Annotated in this window: 25 protein-coding genes; 21 read left to right on the top strand and 4 right to left on the bottom strand. The window is 40.4% G+C overall.

Going from position 1 to position 22,729, the window contains the following annotated elements; all coding sequences use genetic code 11:
* Positions 1-105 precede the first annotated feature (105 nt).
* From NSQ66_RS14085 to NSQ66_RS14140, 12 genes are all read left to right on the top strand, one after another.
* On the top strand, positions 106-588 hold the full coding sequence (locus NSQ66_RS14085; RefSeq protein ID WP_076141676.1) for a DUF2975 domain-containing protein: 483 nt from the start codon (positions 106-108) through the stop codon (positions 586-588).
* 10 nt (positions 589-598) lie between these two features.
* Positions 599-814 carry a helix-turn-helix transcriptional regulator gene (locus NSQ66_RS14090; RefSeq protein ID WP_076129351.1) on the top strand — a complete coding sequence of 72 codons (216 nt, stop codon included), beginning with the start codon at positions 599-601 and terminating at the stop codon, positions 812-814.
* A 2-nt stretch (positions 815-816) separates the two neighbouring features.
* The gene (locus NSQ66_RS14095; protein ID WP_076141675.1) at positions 817-1,593 is read left to right on the top strand and encodes a DUF817 domain-containing protein; all 777 of its coding nucleotides are present in this window, start codon (positions 817-819) and stop codon (positions 1,591-1,593) included.
* A gap of 184 nt (positions 1,594-1,777) precedes the next feature.
* Positions 1,778-2,434, top strand: a complete 657-nt coding sequence (locus NSQ66_RS14100; protein WP_076141674.1) for a CatB-related O-acetyltransferase — start codon at positions 1,778-1,780, stop codon at positions 2,432-2,434.
* Between the two features lie 150 nt (positions 2,435-2,584).
* Positions 2,585-3,100, top strand: coding sequence for a GNAT family N-acetyltransferase (locus NSQ66_RS14105; protein WP_036678147.1), 516 nt, complete (start codon positions 2,585-2,587; stop codon positions 3,098-3,100).
* 29 nt (positions 3,101-3,129) lie between these two features.
* A complete protein-coding gene (locus NSQ66_RS14110) occupies positions 3,130-3,366 on the top strand; it encodes a DUF3977 family protein (protein WP_076141673.1) in 237 nt (78 codons plus the stop codon).
* A 48-nt stretch (positions 3,367-3,414) separates the two neighbouring features.
* Positions 3,415-4,299: a GNAT family N-acetyltransferase gene (locus NSQ66_RS14115; protein ID WP_076141672.1), complete on the top strand. Its 885-nt coding sequence runs from the start codon at positions 3,415-3,417 to the stop codon at positions 4,297-4,299.
* A 34-nt stretch (positions 4,300-4,333) separates the two neighbouring features.
* Positions 4,334-5,722 carry a serine hydrolase gene (locus NSQ66_RS14120; RefSeq protein ID WP_170914244.1) on the top strand — a complete coding sequence of 463 codons (1,389 nt, stop codon included), beginning with the start codon at positions 4,334-4,336 and terminating at the stop codon, positions 5,720-5,722.
* A 1-nt stretch (position 5,723) separates the two neighbouring features.
* Positions 5,724-6,413: a hypothetical protein gene (locus NSQ66_RS14125; RefSeq protein WP_036678141.1), complete on the top strand. Its 690-nt coding sequence runs from the start codon at positions 5,724-5,726 to the stop codon at positions 6,411-6,413.
* Between the two features lie 76 nt (positions 6,414-6,489).
* Complete coding sequence (locus tag NSQ66_RS14130) at positions 6,490-7,575, top strand: CHAP domain-containing protein (RefSeq protein ID WP_249267729.1); 1,086 nt, start codon at positions 6,490-6,492, stop codon at positions 7,573-7,575.
* A gap of 104 nt (positions 7,576-7,679) precedes the next feature.
* Entirely contained in the window at positions 7,680-8,078 is a 399-nt protein-coding gene (locus tag NSQ66_RS14135; RefSeq protein WP_036678138.1) for an Rrf2 family transcriptional regulator, read from the top strand.
* 108 nt (positions 8,079-8,186) lie between these two features.
* The gene (locus NSQ66_RS14140) at positions 8,187-8,879 is read left to right on the top strand and encodes a class I SAM-dependent methyltransferase (protein WP_036678136.1); all 693 of its coding nucleotides are present in this window, start codon (positions 8,187-8,189) and stop codon (positions 8,877-8,879) included.
* A gap of 334 nt (positions 8,880-9,213) precedes the next feature.
* Here NSQ66_RS14140 and NSQ66_RS14145 read toward each other — a convergent pair whose 3' ends face one another.
* Positions 9,214-10,122: an aldo/keto reductase gene (locus NSQ66_RS14145; RefSeq protein ID WP_036678134.1), complete on the bottom strand. Its 909-nt coding sequence runs from the start codon at positions 10,120-10,122 to the stop codon at positions 9,214-9,216.
* 161 nt (positions 10,123-10,283) lie between these two features.
* On the opposite strand from NSQ66_RS14145, the gene msrA reads away from it, so the two are divergent.
* The 4 genes from msrA to NSQ66_RS14165 all read left to right on the top strand — a co-directional run bounded on the left by msrA (position 10,284) and on the right by NSQ66_RS14165 (position 14,353).
* A complete protein-coding gene (msrA, locus tag NSQ66_RS14150; RefSeq protein WP_036678131.1) occupies positions 10,284-10,796 on the top strand; it encodes a peptide-methionine (S)-S-oxide reductase MsrA in 513 nt (170 codons plus the stop codon).
* 167 nt (positions 10,797-10,963) lie between these two features.
* Positions 10,964-12,154 (top strand): ArsR family transcriptional regulator, encoded by a 1,191-nt coding sequence (locus NSQ66_RS14155; RefSeq protein WP_076099310.1) that lies wholly within the window; start codon positions 10,964-10,966, stop codon positions 12,152-12,154.
* Between the two features lie 97 nt (positions 12,155-12,251).
* Positions 12,252-12,959 (top strand): response regulator transcription factor, encoded by a 708-nt coding sequence (locus tag NSQ66_RS14160; RefSeq protein ID WP_170914243.1) that lies wholly within the window; start codon positions 12,252-12,254, stop codon positions 12,957-12,959.
* Positions 12,956-14,353 (top strand): HAMP domain-containing sensor histidine kinase, encoded by a 1,398-nt coding sequence (locus NSQ66_RS14165; RefSeq protein ID WP_036678128.1) that lies wholly within the window; start codon positions 12,956-12,958, stop codon positions 14,351-14,353. Before NSQ66_RS14160 ends, NSQ66_RS14165 begins: the two co-directional genes overlap by 4 nt.
* 60 nt (positions 14,354-14,413) lie before the next feature.
* Here NSQ66_RS14165 and NSQ66_RS14170 read toward each other — a convergent pair whose 3' ends face one another.
* Positions 14,414-14,962, bottom strand: a complete 549-nt coding sequence (locus NSQ66_RS14170) for a PadR family transcriptional regulator (protein ID WP_076141670.1) — start codon at positions 14,960-14,962, stop codon at positions 14,414-14,416.
* A 153-nt stretch (positions 14,963-15,115) separates the two neighbouring features.
* Here NSQ66_RS14170 and NSQ66_RS14175 point away from each other — a divergent pair, with 153 nt between their 5' ends.
* On the top strand, positions 15,116-16,564 hold the full coding sequence (locus tag NSQ66_RS14175; protein WP_076141669.1) for an MDR family MFS transporter: 1,449 nt from the start codon (positions 15,116-15,118) through the stop codon (positions 16,562-16,564).
* Positions 16,565-16,642: 78 nt separating this feature from the next.
* Here NSQ66_RS14175 and NSQ66_RS14180 read toward each other — a convergent pair whose 3' ends face one another.
* Positions 16,643-17,137, bottom strand: a complete 495-nt coding sequence (locus NSQ66_RS14180; RefSeq protein ID WP_038570801.1) for a DUF6803 family protein — start codon at positions 17,135-17,137, stop codon at positions 16,643-16,645.
* Positions 17,138-17,266: 129 nt separating this feature from the next.
* Here NSQ66_RS14180 and NSQ66_RS14185 point away from each other — a divergent pair, with 129 nt between their 5' ends.
* Both NSQ66_RS14185 and NSQ66_RS14190 read left to right on the top strand, forming a co-directional pair.
* The gene (locus NSQ66_RS14185) at positions 17,267-17,947 is read left to right on the top strand and encodes an HAD family hydrolase (protein ID WP_036678119.1); all 681 of its coding nucleotides are present in this window, start codon (positions 17,267-17,269) and stop codon (positions 17,945-17,947) included.
* A 5-nt stretch (positions 17,948-17,952) separates the two neighbouring features.
* The gene (locus NSQ66_RS14190) at positions 17,953-18,540 is read left to right on the top strand and encodes a GNAT family N-acetyltransferase (protein ID WP_244886482.1); all 588 of its coding nucleotides are present in this window, start codon (positions 17,953-17,955) and stop codon (positions 18,538-18,540) included.
* 687 nt (positions 18,541-19,227) lie between these two features.
* Here the strand turns inward: NSQ66_RS14190 and NSQ66_RS14195 are convergent.
* Positions 19,228-20,280, bottom strand: coding sequence for a 2,3-butanediol dehydrogenase (locus tag NSQ66_RS14195; protein ID WP_036678113.1), 1,053 nt, complete (start codon positions 20,278-20,280; stop codon positions 19,228-19,230).
* Positions 20,281-20,595: 315 nt separating this feature from the next.
* On the opposite strand from NSQ66_RS14195, the gene NSQ66_RS14200 reads away from it, so the two are divergent.
* Both NSQ66_RS14200 and cysK read left to right on the top strand, forming a co-directional pair.
* Positions 20,596-21,618, top strand: a complete 1,023-nt coding sequence (locus NSQ66_RS14200; RefSeq protein ID WP_036678110.1) for a LacI family DNA-binding transcriptional regulator — start codon at positions 20,596-20,598, stop codon at positions 21,616-21,618.
* Between the two features lie 111 nt (positions 21,619-21,729).
* Positions 21,730-22,662, top strand: a complete 933-nt coding sequence (gene cysK, locus NSQ66_RS14205) for a cysteine synthase A (protein WP_038570807.1) — start codon at positions 21,730-21,732, stop codon at positions 22,660-22,662.
* The last annotated feature ends 67 nt before the right edge of the window (positions 22,663-22,729 follow it).

The raw sequence follows: 22,729 nt of genomic DNA on the forward strand, positions 1-22,729 counted from the left end.
ATTATAAAACAGCCAATAATAACTGTATTTCGATTAAAATATATTGTAAAACGATAAATAATGTGATAAATTCAATTCACAATAAATCTGTGAGGTGTGTTTTTTATGGAAAGAGGATCAACACTTTTTTTAAGGGCAGCGGTTATTCTTATAGGTATCCCGGTGCTTGCTTTGTGCATATTTGTGGTGCCGGAAATAGCGAGTTTCGCAGCAGAACTGTATCCGGATTATAGTTTATTGAAATATCTCATTGCCATTGATTTGTATGCCTCGGCGATACCTTTTTACTTTGCACTGTATCAAGCTTTTAAACTGTTAGGCTATATTGACAAGAACAATGCTTTCTCGGAAATGTCTGTACAGGTTTTAAAGAAAATAAAATATTGTGCAATCATCATCAGTGGCTTGTATGTAGTTGGTATGCCACTCTTTTACCTCATGGCGGAGAAAGATGATGCCCCCGGGATTATAGTCATCGGCTTGATTATCATTTTTGCCTCCATGGTGATTGCCGTTTTTGCAGCAGTTCTGCAAAAGCTTTTAAAAGAAGCTATTGATATAAAATCAGAAAATGACTTAACTGTCTGAGGTGAAAACAATGGCGATTATAATTAATATCGACGTGATGCTGGCTAAAAGAAAAATGAGTGTTACTGAGCTTTCGGAGAGAGTTGGAATAACAATGGCTAACCTTTCTATATTGAAAAATGGAAAAGCAAAAGCGGTGCGATTATCAACTTTAGAGGCAATTTGTAAGGCTTTGGAATGTCAGCCTGGAGATCTATTAGAATACAAAAATGATGAGGAAACATAAGAATGAAGTCAATAACACAATTACTGCATTTCGGATATCATCAGGCGATGAGTTGCATATTTCCAGTTGCGATTTTTGGGACTTTAGCTCTTTCTAACATAATAGAAATGCCTTTTCTTTACCGTTATGATGCCATTCTTCTAATACTGCTTACAGTGCAGTACCTCATGTACCGTACTGGATTAGAGACACTGGATGAAATAAAAGTAATCTGTGTGTTCCACGTTATTGGTTTATTGCTGGAAATCTATAAGGTAAAGATGGGTTCATGGGCATACCCTGAGCCAGGGTTTACGAAGGTGTTTGGTGTACCCCTCTATAGTGGATTTATGTATGCAAGTGTCGCAAGCTTTATGTGCCAGATATGGCGAAGATTGAAAATGGATATGACCGGTTGGCCGGGGCTTGCTTCAGCGGGATTGTTGGGAGGAGCCATCTATTTAAATTTTTTCACACATCATTTCATTCCTGATTTTCGTTGGTGGCTGACAGCGCTTGTGGTTGTTGTCTTCTGGAAAACATGGATCATTTATAGGGTACGGACGGTTACCTATCGAATGCCCTTGACACTGGCCTTTTTTATTGTAGGATTTTTTATCTGGTTAGCTGAAAATATCGCTACATTTTTTAATGCATGGAAATATCCTGATCAATATCAAACGTGGCAACTGGTTAGTTTCAGTAAGATCAGTTCGTGGTTCCTTCTAGTGATCATTAGCGTCATTATAGTTGCCCAGCTTAAACATGTTAAGGCTAACCGTAATCCGATAAATTCATAATTGAGCTGAGTTCGGACAATACGGTTGATTTGACGAATAAATCATTCGTTTGTTACAATGACGGCATCAATTAGGAAAAGGATGAGGACGATGGTTCGTCGTTTGAAAAGGTTTAAGAATGTCGCTACTGCATCAAGCTTCTAAGTATAAATGAATTACATTACTTAGAAGCGAGGGAAAGAAAATGAAACAACATCAGTTCAGCCACTGGTCTGAAATTAAGTATTTAAAGGATATTGTCACCAACCCAATGATTGAGGTAGGAGAGTACTCTTACTATTCTGGTTATTACGATAATCTTGATTTTGAAGATGGGTGTGTTAGATACCTTTGGGGTGATGAACAATCAAGAAAGTTGTTTAATCCCAGTGAAGATTATGGTTGGCATTTAGATAAATTGATTATAGGAAATTATGTTTGTATTGCTAGTGGTGTAATTATTCTCATGGGTGGGAATCACAATCATCATCCTGAATGGATCACCGTGTATCCTTTTGTAGATCAGATTGCAAACTCTTACGAATCCAAAGGGGATACAATCATTGCAAGTGATGCCTGGATTGGGATGAATGCAATGATTATGCCCGGTGTGAAAATAGGCGAAGGTGCTATTGTTGCGGCAGGATCAGTTGTTGTAAAGGATGTCCCACCGTATACGATAGTAGGCGGCAATCCTGCTAAAGTGATCAAGCAACGGTTTACAGATCAAGAAATCGAAAAGTTAAAGGAAATGTGCTGGTTCGATTGGAAACGTGAGAAAATTGAACAAACCACGTCTATCTTTTCAAGTTCATCTATTGATCAATTATATGACTTTTACCTTAAAGAAATAAAAAAATAACAAAATCAGAACAGGCTGCCGGTATATTCTGCAGCCTGTTCTTTTATCTGACAGGGTAGTTTAACAATAATTGTTTTTTACCAGATTAATCCTAATTAGTATGTTAATATAGGAATGGACTCATTTAATAAGTTAGGAGGAAATTATATTATGGCCTTACCTTTACAAATCCGTCGAATGACACAAAACGATATTGCTATTATACATACGGGGTTATCTGAGCATGACGTAAGCCAACCTCTTGATTATGTCCAGCGTTGTTGGCAAGAAAATCAAAATGAAAAGCGAGTTACAATTTTAGCTTTTTGTGAAAATGAGTTTGTTGGATGGGGACATGTGGTATACAGGTCGGAATATCCTTATTTTGCAGAGAATAATATACCTGAAATTCAAAACTTTGACGTCATCCCGCCATTTAGGAAACGTGGGGTAGGAAGTGTATTAATTGAAGCTCTTGAAAAAGATGCTTTTACTATATCTAATACTATTGGTATTGGATTTGGATTATACGCTGACTATGGAACCGCACAACGGATGTATATAAAGCGTGGTTTTATCCCTGATGGGCGGGGAATCATGTACGATAATAAGCCTGTTGAGCCTGGGGCACATGTTTGTGTGGACGATGATCTCTGCCTTTATCTAATAAAAACTATTGAGCAATAAAAGCAGCTCTTGTACGGGGGAGATAGATTCTGAAGTATATCGAATTTGGTCTTGGCAATACATGGCTTATTAGAACTGAAACGGAGTTAGAGGATGGAACGGAATATGAAGAAAAAGGCATAGTGAAACCGGTAAAGTTCCGCTCGTTATATTTTAGAGTTTGGATTGGCAAAACCGTAATCATTCTAGACTTAAGACAAGGCTTGAAAATAAGTAAGAAGAGTCGTAAAACGTTGAAGATTATTTTTGGTATAACAAGTCTTTAGGTTAAGTATGACAAGGTTGCCGTCTAAATGAACAAATGGAGGAGCAAGATGAACTCATTTTTAATACAAAAATATAGTCCGCAAAGAGATAAGGCGCAAATTGAACATATGTTACTTCACAATAAGGATTTATTAAAGAGTTTTTATCAAAATGAAGAAAGCAACAGAGAGAACATTGTGGTTGCCATTATGAATGATACATCCATAGGCTTTCTTTCATTTAACGGGTTTGGAAGAAAACCACAAGCAATCCTGTTTGTTAATAATGAGTATGACACAATGGAAGTCGGCTCCAAGCTTATAGAAGAATATGAAAACATGCTTATACATAATGAAACAGTAGAGCATACAGTATTCAATGTTCTTTCTAACAATGCTCAATTAATCAGCGTTTTGGAAAAAAATAATTATCGCGTATACTTTGCCATCTATAATATGGAACGAACAGGCGCTCCCTTTCCTTCAGAGAATATCCTGGTTAGAAATTATGAGGAAAAGGATTACTTTGAATGGGACAGAGTTTGCGAATTAGCTTTTTATCATATGCGTCAACGTGTAGGAATGTATCCCTCGTTTTTTTATAAACCTGTGGAATGGGAACGGGAACAGTATGCGGAGAATAAAGATAATATGTTTGTAATGATAGTTGATGAAACGATAGTAGCAGTAGGCAAGATAGCAGGAAATAAAATAAGTATGGTTGCTATTTCGATAGAACATCAATCACGAGGTTATGGAAGATCTTTTGTGAAATTTCTTATTAATGAAATCATTAGTAGAGGTGAAGATAAGGTCATACTTGAAGTAGTGAAGGGGAATTTTGCGAAAGCCTTATATGAGAGCCTTGGGTTTAAAGAAACGGAAATATACCACAACTATATCAAGTATTTTAGACCTGACACGAGACTTAGCGCTCCACCTGAGAATTATTAAAAAACTCAAAAATATAATGACAAGCGAGGTTTATATGGATCAGCCAGAGATTTTGACTCAAGCGCTGTCTAAGTTTTATGAAGAACTTGAACGATCTAATTTACCGGTTAATACTTTTATGCTATTGCGAAAGGGAGAAGTTATTACCGAGTTTTATCGTCAACCGTATCGCAAAAACGTTCCCCAAATTTTATTTTCTCTGAGTAAGAGCTTTACATCTATTGCAGCAGGCATAGCATGGGATAACGGTTATTTTGAATTAACGGATAAAGTGGTTTCTTTTTTCCCAGATCAGCTTCCTAGCTCAATTTCACCTAATTTAGATAAGATGACGATACATCATCTTCTTTCCATGAATACGGGGCATAACAATAATATATATGGTGCGATAGCCAAGCAAAATGATTGGGTTCGTGCCTTTTTAGCTTTGGACGTAGAAGATGAACCGGGAAGTTATTACAATTACAATACACACGCCACTTATATGGTTTCGGCTATTATCGAAAAGACGACTGGAGAGAATCTTGTTGATTTTCTAATGCCAAGATTATTTACTCCATTGGACATAGAAAGACCGGATTGGGAGACTTGCCCGTTAGGAATTGTTGCTGGTGGAATGGGACTAAGCATACCAACAGATGGAATTGCGAAATTTGGCCAGATGCTCCTCAATCAAGGAGTTTACAATAGCTGTAGAATTGTTTCTGAAGATTATTTAAAGCTGGCGCTAAATGAACAAAGCGATAATCGTTGGGGACAAAATAAGGCTGATTGGTCAAACGGATATGGTTATCAGTTCTTTATGTGCAGGAATGGATGTAAGATGGGGAATGGAGCTTTTGGTCAATTGTGCTTCATTGATCCGAGTCGAGAGATTGTGATTGCTGCAACTTCAAGTTTTACCGAGATGAAGAAGTTACAGGATTTTTTAGATATCATATATGCAAATTTACTGAACCTTGATTGGCCAACGGTTGTATCTAACATTATTAAACCTCCTACATTTACCTCCTTAGTAGACAGGATAGTTAAAGTAGATTATAGATCGTACAGTGGAATTTATATCTTTGAAGATAATAAGCATAAAATCAAAGAATTAACACTGAAGTTTGAAGAAGATCACCTTAGTTTTTCTTTACTTTACGACGATCATTTAGATGAATTTAACTTCAATTTTTTAAAGCCTGCCTATGCAAAATGTTTATTTATTAAAGACTTATCCCTTAGTGAGCAGGAAGTTTGTACATCTGCAAGCTGGCAATATGCTGATTCTAAATTAATCCTCACGGTATATTACATTGAAACCCCTTACGTAGTTGATTACACCTTAAGTTTTAGCGGTAAAAAAATTGAATTGCATATGCATAGGAATCTTTCCTTGGAGGATAGAGAAGACATAACTGTTATTGGTTGGGAGGGATGAAATGATCAAGGGTAAAGGATGGATGGCTGTTTTATTTTTGCTGTTTTCTTTAGTTTTTGTGGGAATCACACATCAGGGGACTATGTTTGGGGATTACCTCTTCAGAACCATTGGAATTCCGCCTTGGAGCGAGCCTGCGACAAACCATGGTTTACATTACTCAGCGATATTCGGGATTATTATGTTAATCGTCAGTGGGAGTTTAACTATAAAGCACTTTAGACAGCGTTATAAAAAATATGTAGGCAGAACCGTTTTGCTTGCTATCATCATTTTCATTACGTTATATCCATTTCTAACAGAACGATTGTATTATCTTGTGAATATGAACAATGAAGGAATTGAAGTTGTGGATTTTCTGGAAAAAGATTCGCACTGTATGTACGGTACTCAAGAGGATATAGTGAAGGTTCAATGTACAATCAGGCTAATCAACTATGGCGGGCAAAATGAAACCGTTATGATTCGTCCAATCTTTCGAGAGTATGGTAATTCTCAAGGGATTTGGTCATTCGCAGAGGTTCAGCCGCAAGAGATTACATTGTTACCAAGATCTAATATTAAACATAACATTCACTTTGAGAGTAAGCCTGATGCTCGGATCGCTGAATTCGGGGCGAACGGTAATACCGATTATTTTGGTGTGGAATTCGTCAAGGATGGACAGAAAAAGGTAGTCTTTAGGGACTGAATTGATAAAAAAATTTATGTCAGTTTTAGCTTTGGTATTATTACAGCTGAGCAGTAACGGAGGGGGAAGGTTTCCAGTGACTCAACGACTGATAACAAAAGTGAACCAGCGCCTCGATAGTGTGCGTGTGCTGGTTCAAGAAATGATCATGTCTTTAGGTAGCGAACAACGGAAACAGGAAGCGTGTGTTCACCTGTACGGAGTGTCTAGCTTCGCTTCATTGCTTGCCATGAAAAGAGAACAAAATCAGGAATTGGCAGCCATTATAGGACTGCTTCATAATTATTATTTCTTCAAAACCGGAGTCAAGGATTTTCCAGGTCCCAACAGTGCAGATACCGTAAGGCCTTTATTAAGAGACTTGAATATGTTCACCAATGAAGAGCTGACTCAAATTCTAAAGGCGATCTTCCATCAAGGGGATAGGAATAAAGTTAAGGGTCACTATGAAGAGATTCTAAAGGATGCTCAAGTTCTACAATTACATTTGCAGAATAGGGACTGTAATGTAACACAACAGGACACGAATAGGCTTCGGAATGTACTTCGTGAAATGACGATTCCAGAGGATTTTTTGGAAGAGATAGATTACAGTAGCGGGGCTGAAGTTCACCAGCCTACGGATAAACGAGGCAAGTTGGCTAATATTGCTGAAGCATTTGGAAAAGAAAACATTGTTGGAATACCAGGAAACGAACGATATCGAGAAATCTGTAAATATTGGCCTGACCAAGGGATTTATAAAGTATTACAAAACAATTGGTGCGCAGCATTTGTATATTACTGCTGTATGCAAGCTGGCTTTCTGCTGCCGATTCGATATCCGAATGCTGATTTTCGATTAGCTGGCGTAGGGGCATGGTTAGAGTGGGCGCAACTACCTGAGACCGCATTTTTTTATTTTGACGGGCAAGAGGGGTTTACTCCTCAACGTGGTGATATTGTGATTTATGAAAAATTGCTAACTAATGACCCTCACGATCATACAGGTATTGTTTTAGCATGCGATGACAAAGAGATCTTAGTTGCTGAAGGAAATAGGGATAATCAGAATTATTCCAGTGTTTTCTACAGAGATCGCTGGCATTGCGTATATGGCTATATCCGTATCGCTAATGACTATGAATTTGAGTTTAATGGAGAGTATACTCCAATTAGTTGAGGATGAAGAAGATTGCTTAATGGGCGAGTGTAGGAATTATATACTTGCCTTTTAAAAATGTTAGAGTTATCATAGATTTCTAAAGTCGTTAATGGAGGTGCTGAATGAAATATTCCCAAGCGACAGATTATGCACTTCATGCAATGCTCTATATGGTGACGGTAGCGTCTGATAAGCCGGTGGGTGTTCAATTGCTTGCTGAGAAGCTGGGTGTTTCCCAAACCTATCTGTCCAAAATGATGACTAAGCTAGTGAAGGCTGGATTAATTCAATCTGCGCCTGGCGCTAATGGTGGGTATCGTCTCAGACGCAAGTCGGAGGAAATTTCTTTTCTGGATATTATCCATGCGATTGAAGGAACTGCTTCCTTTTTTGAATGCAGTCTAGATCACGGAAGTGAATGTCTGATTCAACAGGTTGTGATTGACGCTGAGCGACAGATGGAGCAGTACTTAGAGAACACGAAAATTGCAGATTTGGCAAAAACGATGAAGACGGAGTAAAGATCCGTTCTTTTTTCGGGCTTATTAGAGATAATATAAATCCGTAATAACTTTAATGTGGGTTTTGATACTAAAATGTGAAGTTTAAAACAATGGAGGATGATTACAATGACTGATGAGCAAAAATTAAATGCCAAGAGGGCGACCTATGAAAAAACAACTCGTATTTCGATTCCCTCTTATGATTCATTATTTTCGATGATCCAATCTTATTTTCGCTTCGAATTAGGTGACATCCCTGTATCTTTGCTCGTGGTCGGTGCGGGGGGAGGAAATGAATTTTCGGCATGGGGTCCATCTAACCCAAACTGGACATTTACTGGAGTGGATCCTTCGGAAGATATGCTTAAGATCGCGAAGTTAAAGATAGATGAACTGGGCTTAGAGAGCCGTGTCAGTCTGATTCCTGGGACAATCGATGATCTTCCTCAGCAGGACTCAAAGTTCGATGTGGCAAGTTGTATTTTGGTCCTTCACTTCATTCATGATGTTCAAGAAAAATTGAAATTGCTTCGCTCCATAAAGGATAATCTGAAACCGGGTGCTCCATTTGTTCTCGTAAGTGCATATGGAGATTTGGATGATCCTGAACTCCACGACAGAATAAATGTATGGAAAAGCTTTTGGGTTGCAGGGTATGAATCTCCCGAAGCGTTTGATAATGTAAGTAGCAATATTACGAAAATATCTTTTCTTCCTGAAAAACAAATTGAAGAGTTATTGAAAGAATCAGGCTTCACGAGAATCACTCGATTTTATTCTACTGGAATTATGGCAGGCTGGATGTGTCACGCGGGGTGACTTGAATACTTTCGGACTCAGATGACGTTATTTGCATATATTTAGCCTTTGGAGCATGATTTCGGACTCCAGTGCTGCTATTCCTTAAATAGAGGATGATATATGGTGATTATCAAGCTCATAGCGGCTATGGAGTCCGCGAGCACCCTTAATATAGTAAAAAGTAGCGCATAAGGTCAACTGTGTCCTATAGCGGCTTCGTTCGTGTGAATAATATCTAATCAAACCAAGTTTAAGGATTAGATCAGCGATCAGTTAGATTCAAAAAGTAAGGGTGCCCAACAGCCATTGTATGGCTATGGACACCCCATTGTTTTTAACGAAAGTGACTAATCTATACATGAAGCTTGTAACGATTTGCTTTGCTCATCTGCTGAATGTCTGCAAGTTCCTCCGAAGTGAGTGGAGCTACATCAGCAGCCATTACATTGCTTTTTAATTGCTCCAGACTGCTTGCCCCAGGAATAATAACGGCTACAGATGGATTAGCTAGTGGATAATGCAGCGCTGTTTGCGCAAGATTGCGCGAGTCACTAGTTTCCTGCGAAAGTTGATCATGTAAATTCAGAAGTTCCTCACTACTGTAATCTAAGTAATTCTTTTCCGCCTTGCTGCGGCCACGCTCTGATAGAATGCCCCCTGCTAAAGGTCCGCGTGCGATCATGCTAATTCCATGCTTAGCTAGCAGAGGAAGGATTTCTTCCTCAGGACGTCGATCTAAAATGCTATATTGGCTCATAATACTTACAATATTTGATTTTTTCACATATTCTCTAATTACATTAGGACGAATAGAAGAGATCCCATAATAGCGGATAAGACCCTCTTGCTTAAGTTCTTCAAAAGCTTCAATCGTTTCGTCAATTGGATCTTCAATAGTGCCGCCATGCAGCTGGTATAGATCGATGTAATCCGTTTGCAGCCGTTTGAGACTATCTTTGACTGCATTTTTAATATAGGCTTTTGAAGGGTCCCAGCTCCAGCCTTCTTGACCGGGAATTCTGCGGTTGCCAACTTTTGTTGTTAGGATTACATCCTGACGACGTTGACGAATGGCTTTGCCAATAATCTCTTCATTACGGCCCTCATCATAAAGATCTGCTGTATCAACAAAATTGATTCCTTGATCGAGTGCTTCATGAACAATGGAAATGGCTTTCGCCTCATCCGTACCCAAAGACATACAGCCAAGTCCTATTTCACTTACATACAAATCGGATTGTCCTAAACGATTTTTTCTCATAGCGCATTCCTTTCTACTTCTGTTGTTGTTATATTATAACGTTTTGGAGATTTGAATTCTAATGGTGCTGCTGACTTCCATTGACTTTATGATCTTTTGGCTTTATCGTCATAGCATATATTATTTATTAGATGAAGATAGATAGGGAGAGATTTGATCATATGGAACAAGCGATGTTTGCAGGCGGATGTTTTTGGTGCATGGTGACACCGTTTGAGGAATTACCAGGCATTCATGGAATTGTATCGGGATATGCGGGAGGGTTAACTGAGAATCCAACCTACGAAGAAGTCAAAACCGGAACAACGGGGCATTACGAGGTTGTGCAGATTACGTTTGATCCAGCGCTTTTTTCATACGAGAAGCTGCTTGAATTATATTGGCCTCAGATTGACCCTACCGATGATGGTGGACAATTCCAGGATCGAGGGACTCAGTACCGGACAGCTATCTTCTATTATAATGAAGAACAGCGGTTAGCGGCTCTTGCCTCGAAGGAACAGGTTGCGGGCAGCGGCAGATTCTCCGGTCCAGTCGTTACGGAAATTCTTCCGGCGCCAACTTTTTATCGTGCAGAAGAGTATCATCAGGATTATCATCATAAGAATCCTAAGCACTACAAAGAAGATCGGGAGCAATCCGGTCGGGATACTTTTATCGCAAAACACTGGTAAGCATTGAAAAATCTAGACCCAGAGCATCCTGAGTCATTCATGGCTTACGGGATGCTCTTTTTGCATTATATACAAATTTTATTTATTTTAAATTCTACATACTTTCCACACATTTGTAGACTAAACTACTCTAAATCAAGCGAGAACATCACACAGGAGGGTTTAGGATGAAAAAAATCATACCATTTGTTGCCGTTAGTTTGCTTTTGAGTACAGTGATAACAAGCTGCCAATCAGGCAATAATGTTCCATCTAAGGTTAATTCGCATGCTAGTTCTGCAACGGTGGAGCCACCTTGGATAGCTACGAAGAATACTACTCGCATTAACACTTCAGATCCGATTCAAGCCGCAGTGTTAGTTTCTCAGACTTTATGGACTGCGCAAACAAAGAATAATAGACCCTCAAGTGTAGTTTTGACGGATGTGAGTAATTGGCAGATTGCCGCAGTTAGTGCAGATTTGATTCATCATCCCAGTAACGGCCCCGTCCTGTATACCACAAAAGATGGGGTTCCTGAGGTTACCCTCGCAGAACTTAAGCGACTGAATCCAATAGGTGCTGATGGCAATAATGGGGTTCAGGTAGTGCTTGTTGGGCCTATGGCATCTAATGTAGAACAACAATTAAAGGCCATTGATTTAAAAGTAGACCGGATAGAAGGGGATGAGCCAGCGGCTGTAGCTCAGGCTATAGATACTTATTACGCTAAAGCAGCCGGCGAACTTCCAAAGTCGGTCATTATTGGTTCTATGGATAATCCTGAGTACACGCTGCCAGCAGTGAATTGGATCGCACATATGCCGGAACCTCTACTCTATGTAACCAAAGACGAAATTCCTAACTCAACGGACGAGGCTTTAAAAGAACGTGGAGGTAGCGCAACCATTTACATACTAGGACCAGAAGACATTGTCTCAGCAGATGTAGAAAAGCAATTAAAAGAATACGGAACAGTTACCCGTATAGCTGGACAAGATGTTTTTAAGAACGCTATAGCTTTTGCAAGTTTTAAGGATGCCAATAACGGATTCGGCTGGGGAATCACTACACCCGGTCATAACCTGTCTTTGTTAACCACGGATTCAACGATGCTCGCTATCACCGCTGCGCCTTTTTCCCATTTGGGGAAACATGCGCCGCTTATTTTTACAGAAAAAGACGGGCTGCCAGATTCAGTAATGGAGTATATGATGGAGCTTCAACCTAAATTTCAAGATTCACCAGCGGAAGGTCCTTACAATCATGCTTGGATAACTGGAGATAACCTTGCAATAAATGAGCGAGCACAAAGTGAAATTGATGATATGCTAGAAATCTCACCTACTGCAGGAGGCAATCCGCATTCCGGCCACTAACCATAATCACAGGCTGGCATCATTTAGGGATGATGTCGGCTTGTTCTGTATTTTTTTGTATAATGAGAAGAACTAGGTCATAAAGAGGGTGAACGGCTTGAATAAGCTACAGATACTGATCGTAGATGATGAATGGAACATGCGGAATTTATTGCGGATTTATTTAAGTAAAGAAGGGATGTCTACAAAAGAGGCGTCAACGGGTCATGAGGCACTCCAACTGTTGAAACAACACAGCTTTGACCTAATCTTGCTGGATGTGATGATGCCGGATATGGATGGCTGGCAGGTCTGCAAGCTGGTGAGGGAGACAAGCTCTATCCCAATTCTAATGCTAACCGCACGTTCTGAAACCAAGGATAAGGTACGTGGTCTCGGTATAGGAGCAGATGATTATCTTACTAAACCGTGTGAGCCGGAAGAATTAGTGGCTAGGATTTATTCTCTGCTGCGGCGTTCAACACTTACATTTGCCCACCAACCTCAGGATAAGGTGCTCACATACCCTGATTTTAAAATATACCCAGAAGCTAGGGAGGTACATATTCAGGATACATCCATTGAATTCACTCTCAAGGAGTTTGATTTACTGGCTACTTTGGCGCAAAACACTACCCGGGTTTTTACGAGAGAAGAACTGGTGGAACGATTATGGGGGAATAATTATGAGGGGGAGAATCGTGTTATCGACACCCATATTAAGAATATCCGTGAGAAATTGCATAAGGCAGGCCTCTCCTATAATCCGGTTCAAACAGTGTGGGGGTTAGGTTATAAATTTCACGTTCCAGGTAATCTGGTATGAAAAATAACATCATCGGACTTAAGCTTGGTTATATTATAATGTCTGTTTTTTTAGTTGTTTTGCTTGTCCTTGGAATTACTATAGACCGGATGTTTACAAGCTTCTATTACAACGAGATGCAAAAAGAGACGGAGGAACTCACCTCACATTTTATCGGAATGGCGGAATCGCAGGATAGTTCAAATGAGCAGATGATGAGTACCTTTGCAGAATTTTCGGATGTCAGTATCTTTAATATCTCGAAGGATGGCAATGTGATACTCCACTCGGGTGTACATGATCGTTCGGATCGTTCATTCATCCAAGCTTCGGATGTTAGCCGGATTTTCGCTGGGAAAAGTGTTGATTTTGAGTATAAAGATCCTGCTGGACATTCTTATTTTATCATTGGAAAACCAATAATGGAGGGGGATACAACTCAGTCTGCACTTTATGTAATGTCCTCTACAGAGAGTATGAAGCAATCTTTGGCTTCCATCCGGAATCTGCTGCTGATTGCAGGAATAGGGGCTTTTATATTGGCTATAGGGATCACTGGTGTGATCGCCATGATTTTGTCCAGACCTCTGATCAAGATGCAAAAGGCAACCCGGAAAATCGCGGCTGGCGAGCTGGAAACGAGACTTTCTATACGTAGCAACGATGAGATTGGTTTTTTGGCAGAGGCTATAAATGATCTGGCTGTCGATCTGCAACGATACAGGGATACACGTCAGGAATTTCTGGCAAATATCTCACATGAGCTGAGAACGCCCATTACATATTTGGAGGGGTATACCAAGGTAATAAAAGATGGACTTTACGAGACCGAAGGGGAAAGAGATCTATACTTGGATATCATTCATCAGGAAGCACATCGGCTCCAGCATCTTGTGGATGATTTATTTGAACTGGCAAAGATGGAGGAAGGAAAGGTTACTCTTACCCAAGAGTGGATCGATCTCAGTCAGCTAGCGGAACAAGCCGTGCGCAGAGTTGAACTGAAAGCAAAGGAGAAGGGGTTACTGCTGAAGCTTCAGCTTAGCGGAGATGCGTATATGATCCGTGGAGATCAAAAACGTATGGAACAGATTATTATGAACCTTCTGGAAAATGCAATTCGTTATACGGATGAAGGTGAGATTATTGTTCATATGGAATTTGCAGCGGATGCTGCAACTCTAATAGTTGAAGATACAGGAATAGGTATTCCTGAGGAAGAGCTTCCCTATATCTTCGAGCGTTTCTACCGGGTAGAGAAATCACGTTCAAGACAATACGGCGGTTCAGGTCTGGGACTTTCCATTGTTAAAAAGCTGGTGGAATTGCATGGAGGCAAGATTCGAATGATAAGTCAGCCTGGAGCGGGTACTCGTTGCGAGGTGCAACTATTGAATCTATCTAAATCCGAATAAATGTAAGTAAAAAGAGACTTCAGATACAAAATGAGGTCTCTTTTTTGCTTGTTTATAATGTTATTGATTCGACTCAAGCTCTTCAAGTGCCCATTCGCAAAATTGTATAGAGCTCTCCATATCAAGCACACGTTTGCGGATCAGTAAATAACGTCCAAAAGTTGTGGCTTTTAACTCACGAGTCTCACCGCGTTCATCACGCAAGACTTCGTTTGCTTTGAGCAAAACCTTGTATCGCTCCAACTCACTCTTACAAAACTCTGCACGTTTTAGTAATAGGTCCTTGGCTTCTGCGGGGTTGGATAGCCATAAGCTATACAGCTTAAAATGCAGTTCATCCCGTAGCACCGGAGGCTCTGCAGTAGTTTCCACCCATTGCCGCAATTGCTCCAGTCCTGCTTCCGTAATGGAGTATTCTTTTTTATCCGGTTTGTCGGTCTGTTCAATGAGCTTAAAGGTGATATAACCTTGTTGCTCCATGCTCATTAATAGAGGGTAGATTTGACTATGTCCAGCACGCCAGAGCGGCTTGATATTCTGAGTTAATTCATATCCAGACAATGAGTTAGCGCTAAGTAAAGCTAGAAGTCCATAAGACAGTGTATTCATTACTATAAAGCCCTCCAGTTATTATAAATCCGTTTTCATTGAATTTTTCGGGGATATGTCATCATTGACATATTGATCATACGATTATAACATTATTCGAGTCACCTTATATATGTAAAAGTAGACATATAAAAAATAATGAGGAGGGGAAGCATGGAAGAAAATCAAGCAAGCAAAATACATTTTTGGCCGATCATGATTGCCATATTCTTCGGAAATTTCGTCTCTGTCTTAAGTACAACGACGATCAACATTGCTGTTCCTCTTTTAATGGATCATTTCAATACGAGTCTGAACACCATGCAATGGATGGTCACCGGTTTTATGCTGGCGACAGGAGTAACCGCACCACTCGCCGGATATCTCGGAGGAAGATTCAGCTACAAAAGGCTTTATCTTTTCGCCTTGATGGGATTCACCATGTTCTCTTTGCTTTGTGCTTTGGCATGGGATCCAACATCATTAATTGTATTTCGGATGCTTCAGGGTTCGTGTAGCGGTCTCATTATGGCTTGTACGATGACCATCATATTTCAAGTAATACCGGGAGAACGCAGACCGTTTGCTGTAAGCCTCTGGTCGCTATCCGCGATGGTCGCGCCAGCCATAGGTCCGACGTTTAGCGGTTGGCTGCTCCAATATGCCAGCTGGCATTGGTTATTCTTAATTAACATTCCTATTGGAATTATAGCTGTTATTCTAACCCTAACGTTAATCCCATATTATCGAATGAATATTCCGAAGTCATTTGATATTCCTGGTTTCCTCACCGTTGTCCTCGGTAGTTTATCGTTATTAACCGCATTTAGCCAAGGCAACAGCTGGGGATGGACTTCATGGAAAACTTTATCGTTAATCCTTTTGGGGGTTGTGTTGTTAATTTTGTTTGTTTTGCGCGAGCTGAAGGCGGAGGTGCCTCTGCTGAATTTGCGTGTATTCCGTAATCGCCGTTTTACCGCCATGCTTAGTATCTATAGTTTGGTTACGATTGCGATGTATGCCGGAACCTATTTAACCCCTTTGTTCTTACAAACGGTAGAAGGGGCTACAACGCTTAAAACAGGGCTGATTTTATTGCCGTCCTCGATCCTCCTTGCCTTGCTGAGTCCAATCGTAGGTAAGCTGTATCCAAAGTTCGGACCTGTGAAGTTGATTTCTGCGGGTAATTTATTTATATTCATCGGTTTATTCATGCTTAGTCGGCTGCAAACGAACATATCTTATAGCTTTATTATGTGGGCGATGGTCGTTCGTAATCTCGGCATTGGACTAGCCAATGTTCCAAGCAGTACAGCCTCAATGGAGGAAATTCCCGTCGAATGGTCTGGGCATGCTACGTCGATCAACAACTGGGTCCGCAATGTGTTAAGCTCACTTGGGATTGCAGTATTCACTTCCCTGTTGTCGAGTAGATCTTTACTCCACTCTAAAGAGTTGATCAGCTCCGGTGCAAGTAATACAGATTCGATACGTTTACTATCGTTCACGATGGGTGTGAATGATGTTTTTGTGGTAGGTTCCATTATCGTGTTGTTTGGATTTCCGCTGATGTTTTTATTACGCAAGAAGCGTACTGTGGTAACTGTACAAAGCGCGGGATAACCGGTACGAGAAAAAAAGCAGATCAAGGTTTTATCCTTGATCTGCTTTTTGACTTAGATTACGTTATGTTAATAAACTTTAATGCATCATATCGCCCATTCCACCCATACTGCCCACAATTTCCGGATTAATCATCCCAAATATCATCGCTATATGCGCCACGACCAAGAAGCCACTAATTAGCAGAAAATGCAGCTTCATCTTGTGCTCTTCCGATCGTTTACGGGCAATCAGATCAAGATCTAACAAAGCCAGTGGCAATAAGAAGAGTACTCCGCTTAAATAGAAGCCCACGGCTACGATATCAACCCATGTGTGCCATTCCCCATTCACAGACAAAGGAATAAACGCAGTTGGGAACAAGTAAAGGAATACCCCTGTGAAATATAACCCTGCGAGTATGCTGCAGACTTTGTTGAAGGATCGTAGTGGGCCTTTTAGGTTCTTGGTGAATAAAATAATAAACTCTGTAATGGTAATCGTCTCAGCAAAAATCACGGGGATTGCCATGAATATAATCAAGTTCCAAGGCTGGTTGTCCGCTAGCAAAGACATGTAATGCGTCATGTTCATAAGATACTCCTCCGATAATATGTAATAGCTTCGGTTACTTATCGTATTCGAGAAGTATGTGGAAAGTATGTGGAAACGAAGGTATGATAAATATATGCAATAATAACAGTCGAGGGGAGCAAGACAACCGTGGGAAGAGGATTACAAAACATTTTATTTGATTTAGATGGTACTTTAACAGACCCCAAAGAAGGCATTACCAAAAGCGTAGAATACGCTTTGAACAAATTTGATATACAGATCGAACATTTGGATGAGCTTCTTCCTTACATAGGTCCTCCGTTATATGATTCATTTATCGAGCTGCACCATTTCACTGAGGAACAAGCGCTTCAAGCGGTTGCTTTTTACCGGGAGCGTTACAGTGCCACGGGATTATTTGAGAATATGGTGATTGAAGGTATACCCCAATTGCTGGAGGGACTTAAGACGAATGGATACTCATTGTATGTAGCAACCTCCAAACCGACTGTTTTTGCAGCACAGATTCTTGAGCATTATAAGCTCGATCATTATTTCAAACATATCGGAGGAAGTAATCTGGACGGTACCCGTTCTAAGAAGCAAGAGGTTATTCAGTACGTGCTTGATGAGAATGACATACATCCAGAGGAAGCGGTAATGATAGGAGATCGTAAGCATGATATGATCGGTGCTATTGGCTGTGGTGTCGAATCTATTGGAGTGACTTTTGGTTATGGTCCCAAGGAAGAGCTTGAACAAGCCGGAGCAGACCATATCGCCTTTCGTGTGGAAGAAATTGCAGATATCATTCAGCATATTTCATTGAGAGAACGGTGCACCAAATGAGTGTTATGAATACTGAACTACTTGACGGGAAAACAATTAAGCTGGTTCCAATAGATGAAAGTCATGCAGAAGGATTGGCGAGAGTGTTAAGAAATCCAGACATCTGGGAATTTACCTGGCGAAAAATAACGTCGGACGAGCAGGTGCAAGGATTAATCTCAACAGCTTTAGCAAATCAAAAAAACGGTTCACAAATTACCTTTACTATCATTGATAAAGCAACGGAGCGAATTATCGGAACCACAAGGATTATGCATCCGGATTTGGTTCATCGCAATGCGGAAATCGGATGTACCTGGATCTCGCCTGATTATTGGAGAACTAGTGTGAACACAGAGGGCAAGTCGCTGCTGCTACACTATTGTTTTGAAGAACTTAAGCTGATCCGTGTAGAATTTACAGTGGTCGCGAACAACTTGAGGTCACAAAGAGCAGTAGAACGAATTGGGGCGGTTAAAGAAGGAGTTCTGCGCAAGCATAGAATCAAGTCTGACGGATCGATTCATGATAATGTGGTCTTTAGCATATTGGATACCGAATGGCCTGCTGTAAAAGAAAATCTGCATTATTTGATAAATGATAAATACGCATAAGTATAGATAGTAGCAAACAAACGGGCTAGGGGCTGTTCCATAGGGTGCTACACTTCATCTAGAATAGATGAATCAGAGTGGCGATGGAAGCAATTAGTTGAAGCAGAGCGTTTAATTGTATTTTGTACAACTATAATTCCTTAATTGGTTGGGTCATAGATATAACTGTATTTAGTACATCTATTTTCCTCATTTACTTCCGTATAGGTAGATTTTTAGGTTTTTAATTGTACAGAATACAATTAAAACAAGTATAGTTGCTTTTTCATCCGGAATAAGTGCACAGAATGCAGTTATTTCACATTCACCCTATATCACTCCCCATTATCTCATTCAAATCCTTTAAATTAGGTGCTAGAAGTATACTAAGAGGGGATACCGGAAGCTACGGACGGTCCGAAAGGATCCCTCAAGAGCATCAGACTTGGCAGCTCCAGCATAGTGTGTGGACAATTATACTTTGGTGGATCAGCGGATGTTTAAGCGGGTTAAATCAGAGTATATAAGGATTTGCCCATAAATTTGCTTAAGCCCCGCCACAGATCAAAAACACCAGGCAGCGATACTCCATTTCCCGGAGTATCGCTGCCTGGTTGTTTTTTTAATAACAGAGACCGCTACAAATTCTAGAAAGAGCTGCTAGGGGCAGCGCCTTCTTTTATGATTCAGCCAATAGGCTGCTTATGGTTATTGTTTAGGACTTACAAGGATTTTTACTTGATTTTTTTCTTTCAAAAGTGCCTCAAACCCGTGATCAATCACTTCATTCAGTTTAATTCTCTTAGTAACAAGCTTCTCAGCAGGGAAGTACCCTTGTTCCATCAAGCTAATTACAGCTGGGAAAACATCACGGTATCCGATGATACCAGTTAAGTTGCGTTCTTTAAGTACGATATTGTTTGGAGTAATCGTAGCATCTTTTTCGAAAATACTAACGATCATGATTTGTCCACTCAATTTAGTGGAATTAATGGCTTGGGTTAGAACGGGAGGGACGCCAGTGACTTCAAAAGCAACATCTACGCCACCATCGGTACGTTTTTGAATTTCTTCGACCACATCATATTGTTTAGGATCGATTACAATACCACCGAGTTCTTCAGCTTTACTCTTACGTTCTTCAGAAAGTTCTACAACATAGATTTCCGCTGCACCGGATGCTTTCAAAGCTTCAATGACCAGCAAACCGATTGGGCCAGCACCGAATACTACAGCTTTATCTCCAACCTTTAGTTGACTGGAACGAACAGCGTGTAGAGCAACGGCAGAAGGTTCCACGAGAGCACCTTGTTCATAGGATAAGCTGTCTGGAATTTTGTGCACCATATGTTGGTCTGCTGCGACGTATTCTGAGAATCCACCGCCACCACCAGCCAAACCTAGGAAGCCCATTTTTTCACAAAGATTATATTTACCTTGTCGACAAGCCACACATTCACCACATGCAAAAACAGGTTCAACGACGACGCGATCACCAACATTAAACTTGCTAACGCCTTTACCTACTTCTACGATTTGTCCAGAAAATTCATGTCCCATTACGACTGGAGCTTTTTCACCAGTAAGGGGATGATCAGTACCTTGGGGGATGAAAATAGGGCCGGCTACATATTCGTGAAGATCGCTGCCACAAATTCCGCACCATTCGATTTTGATTTTCACTTTTCCTTCAAGGGCTGCTGGTTCTTCAATCGTTTCTAACCGTAGATCTTTGACGTTATGCCATCTTAATGCTTGCATATCATTCATCTCCTAGATTAATAATTGATAATAAATAGTGTTTTATTTCTGGAAAAGAGGAAACGTTTCCGAGAACAAATATGTCACATAATTTTCATATTGTCAAATTTAAATAATGAAAATATTAATATCGAAAATTAGTGAAATATTTCACTAAAACAGAGGTATATCAAGACTTTAGGTTCGCATTAGCAGCTGAGATAAGTATTCTTCTATGTACTATTATGTTATAATCTATACATTGAAATTTTGACTTTAGATGAGCGGAATAAAGATAAATACGAAAACGATTCCGGAAATAAGGGGACTATCAGAGTGGCTAATAAAAACAAAGTAACCATAGAGGATGTAGCGAAACGGGCGGGGGTAGGTATTGCTACTGTCTCAAGAGCCATTAATAATTCAGAGGGAATTAGTTCCAAGACCAAGGCGCTGGTACTTCAAGTGATTGAGGAGATGGGTTTCACTCCGAACACCTCTGCGCAAAGCCTCAAAATCCGCCAAACGAAGCAAATTGCTCTGGCCGTTCCTGACATCCGCAACGCAATTATTCCGGATATCGCCTGGTCCGTAGAGCAAGCCGCTAAACAACATAGCTATCGGGTAATTCAAATTAATACTTCTGGCAACCCGCGCACTGAGCTCGAAACGATTCGTGAGGTCAAAAAATTACATGTAGATGGACTCATTATCATGCCTCTTGCTTATCCAAAGACCATGGTAGAGTTAATTAATAAATCGAGTGTTCCGGTCTCCATCATTAACTACGGGAAAAGAATCACAGAAAATGTGAAAGCAGACATCGTCAGCTTGTCACGTTTTGAAGGTCAATTAGTGATGGAGCATTTAATCAATATCGGTCGAACTAGAATTGCATATGCAGGAGCTCAAAAAGATCTTATTGAAGATCGTTATCTTGCCTATCAGCAAGCTTTAAAACAAGTGGATATTTCGCTTGTTTATTTTGGCGAAGACTTTTCCTTGCAAACGGGGTTACAAGCTGCTGATTATTTCTACAGCCTGACACATATGCCAGACGCTATTTATGCAGTGAATGACATGGTGGCGATAGGTATTGTAAATCGTTTTAAAGAATTAGGCGTTCGTGTTCCGGAAGATGTGGCGGTGGTTGGGGTGGATAATAACTCATGGACAACTATTACAACGCCTCAGATTAGTTCGGTTTCCATCATGGGGAATGAAGTGGCGCGTTTAGCCACACAGCTTCTTTTACAACGTATTCAGGATAATATTACCGGGGAGTATCAAAGGGTGCAGCTTGATCCACGATTAATCGTGCGAGAGTCGAGTGTTTCGGTTAGACGTAGTACGAATTAACGGCCTTAATTTGCGACTAATAAGAATCAATAGGTTGTAAATCCTTTAAATCCTGCTAGACTTAATACAGAGTAATTTGATTGGAAATTAAGAAATGAGGTGCGGATCATTATGGCTAATATTTACAAGAGCTTAACCGATCTGATCGGAAATACACCGTTATTAGAGATTTCAAAGTATAGTAAAACCCAAAACGTAGAAGCAAGGGTTCTTGCCAAGCTGGAATCCTTTAATCCTGCAGGTAGTGTTAAGGATCGTATTGGGTATGCATTGATCAAAGATGCGGAAGAGAGAGGTCTCATCAATAAAGATTCTGTCATTATTGAGCCTACCAGTGGAAACACTGGGATTGGACTTGCTTTTGCAGCTGCTAGCTTGGGGTATTCACTGATCATCGTCCTACCAGATACATTTAGTATTGAACGCCGTAAATTAATGCTGGCACTAGGTGCTGAGCTTGTGTTAACACCGGGAACTGAAGGGATGAGCGGAGCTGTAAGAAAGGCAGAACAATTAGCTGCGGAAATTCCAAATTCATTTATTCCCCAACAATTCAGCAATCCTGCGAACCCGGAAATACACAGAACGACTACAGCTGAGGAAATTTGGCGGGATACCGATGGAGATGTAGATATTTTTATAGCAGGTGTTGGTTCTGGAGGCACTATCTCGGGTGTTGGAAAAGCGTTGAAAGAAAAGAACCCCGCAGTCCAAATCGTTGCTATCGAGCCGTTTGACTCCCCTGTTTTATCAGGAGGCCGTCCTAAGGGACATGGGATTCAGGGCATTGGAGCTAACTTTATTCCGGAGAATTACGATAATGAGGTAGTGGATGAGATTTTTCAGGTGAAAAATGATGATGCCTATAGCGTATCACGTGCACTTGCGAGAACAGAGGGTTTGCTGGTGGGTATCTCCTCCGGAGCAGCTGTTTACGCAGCTACACAAATCGCTAAGCGTCCTGAGAATAAAGACAAGACCATCGTGGTAATTCTGCCGGATACCGGTGAGCGTTACTTAACAACTACTCTGTTTGATTTTTAACGGAACATGAGCTCGAGATCCAACTAATTGGCTTTAAAATCATGAGGCTCAGCAATATGCTGAGTCT

The organism is Paenibacillus sp. FSL H3-0329 (assembly GCF_037963285.1).
Lineage (GTDB): Bacteria > Bacillota > Bacilli > Paenibacillales > Paenibacillaceae > Paenibacillus_AQ > Paenibacillus_AQ odorifer.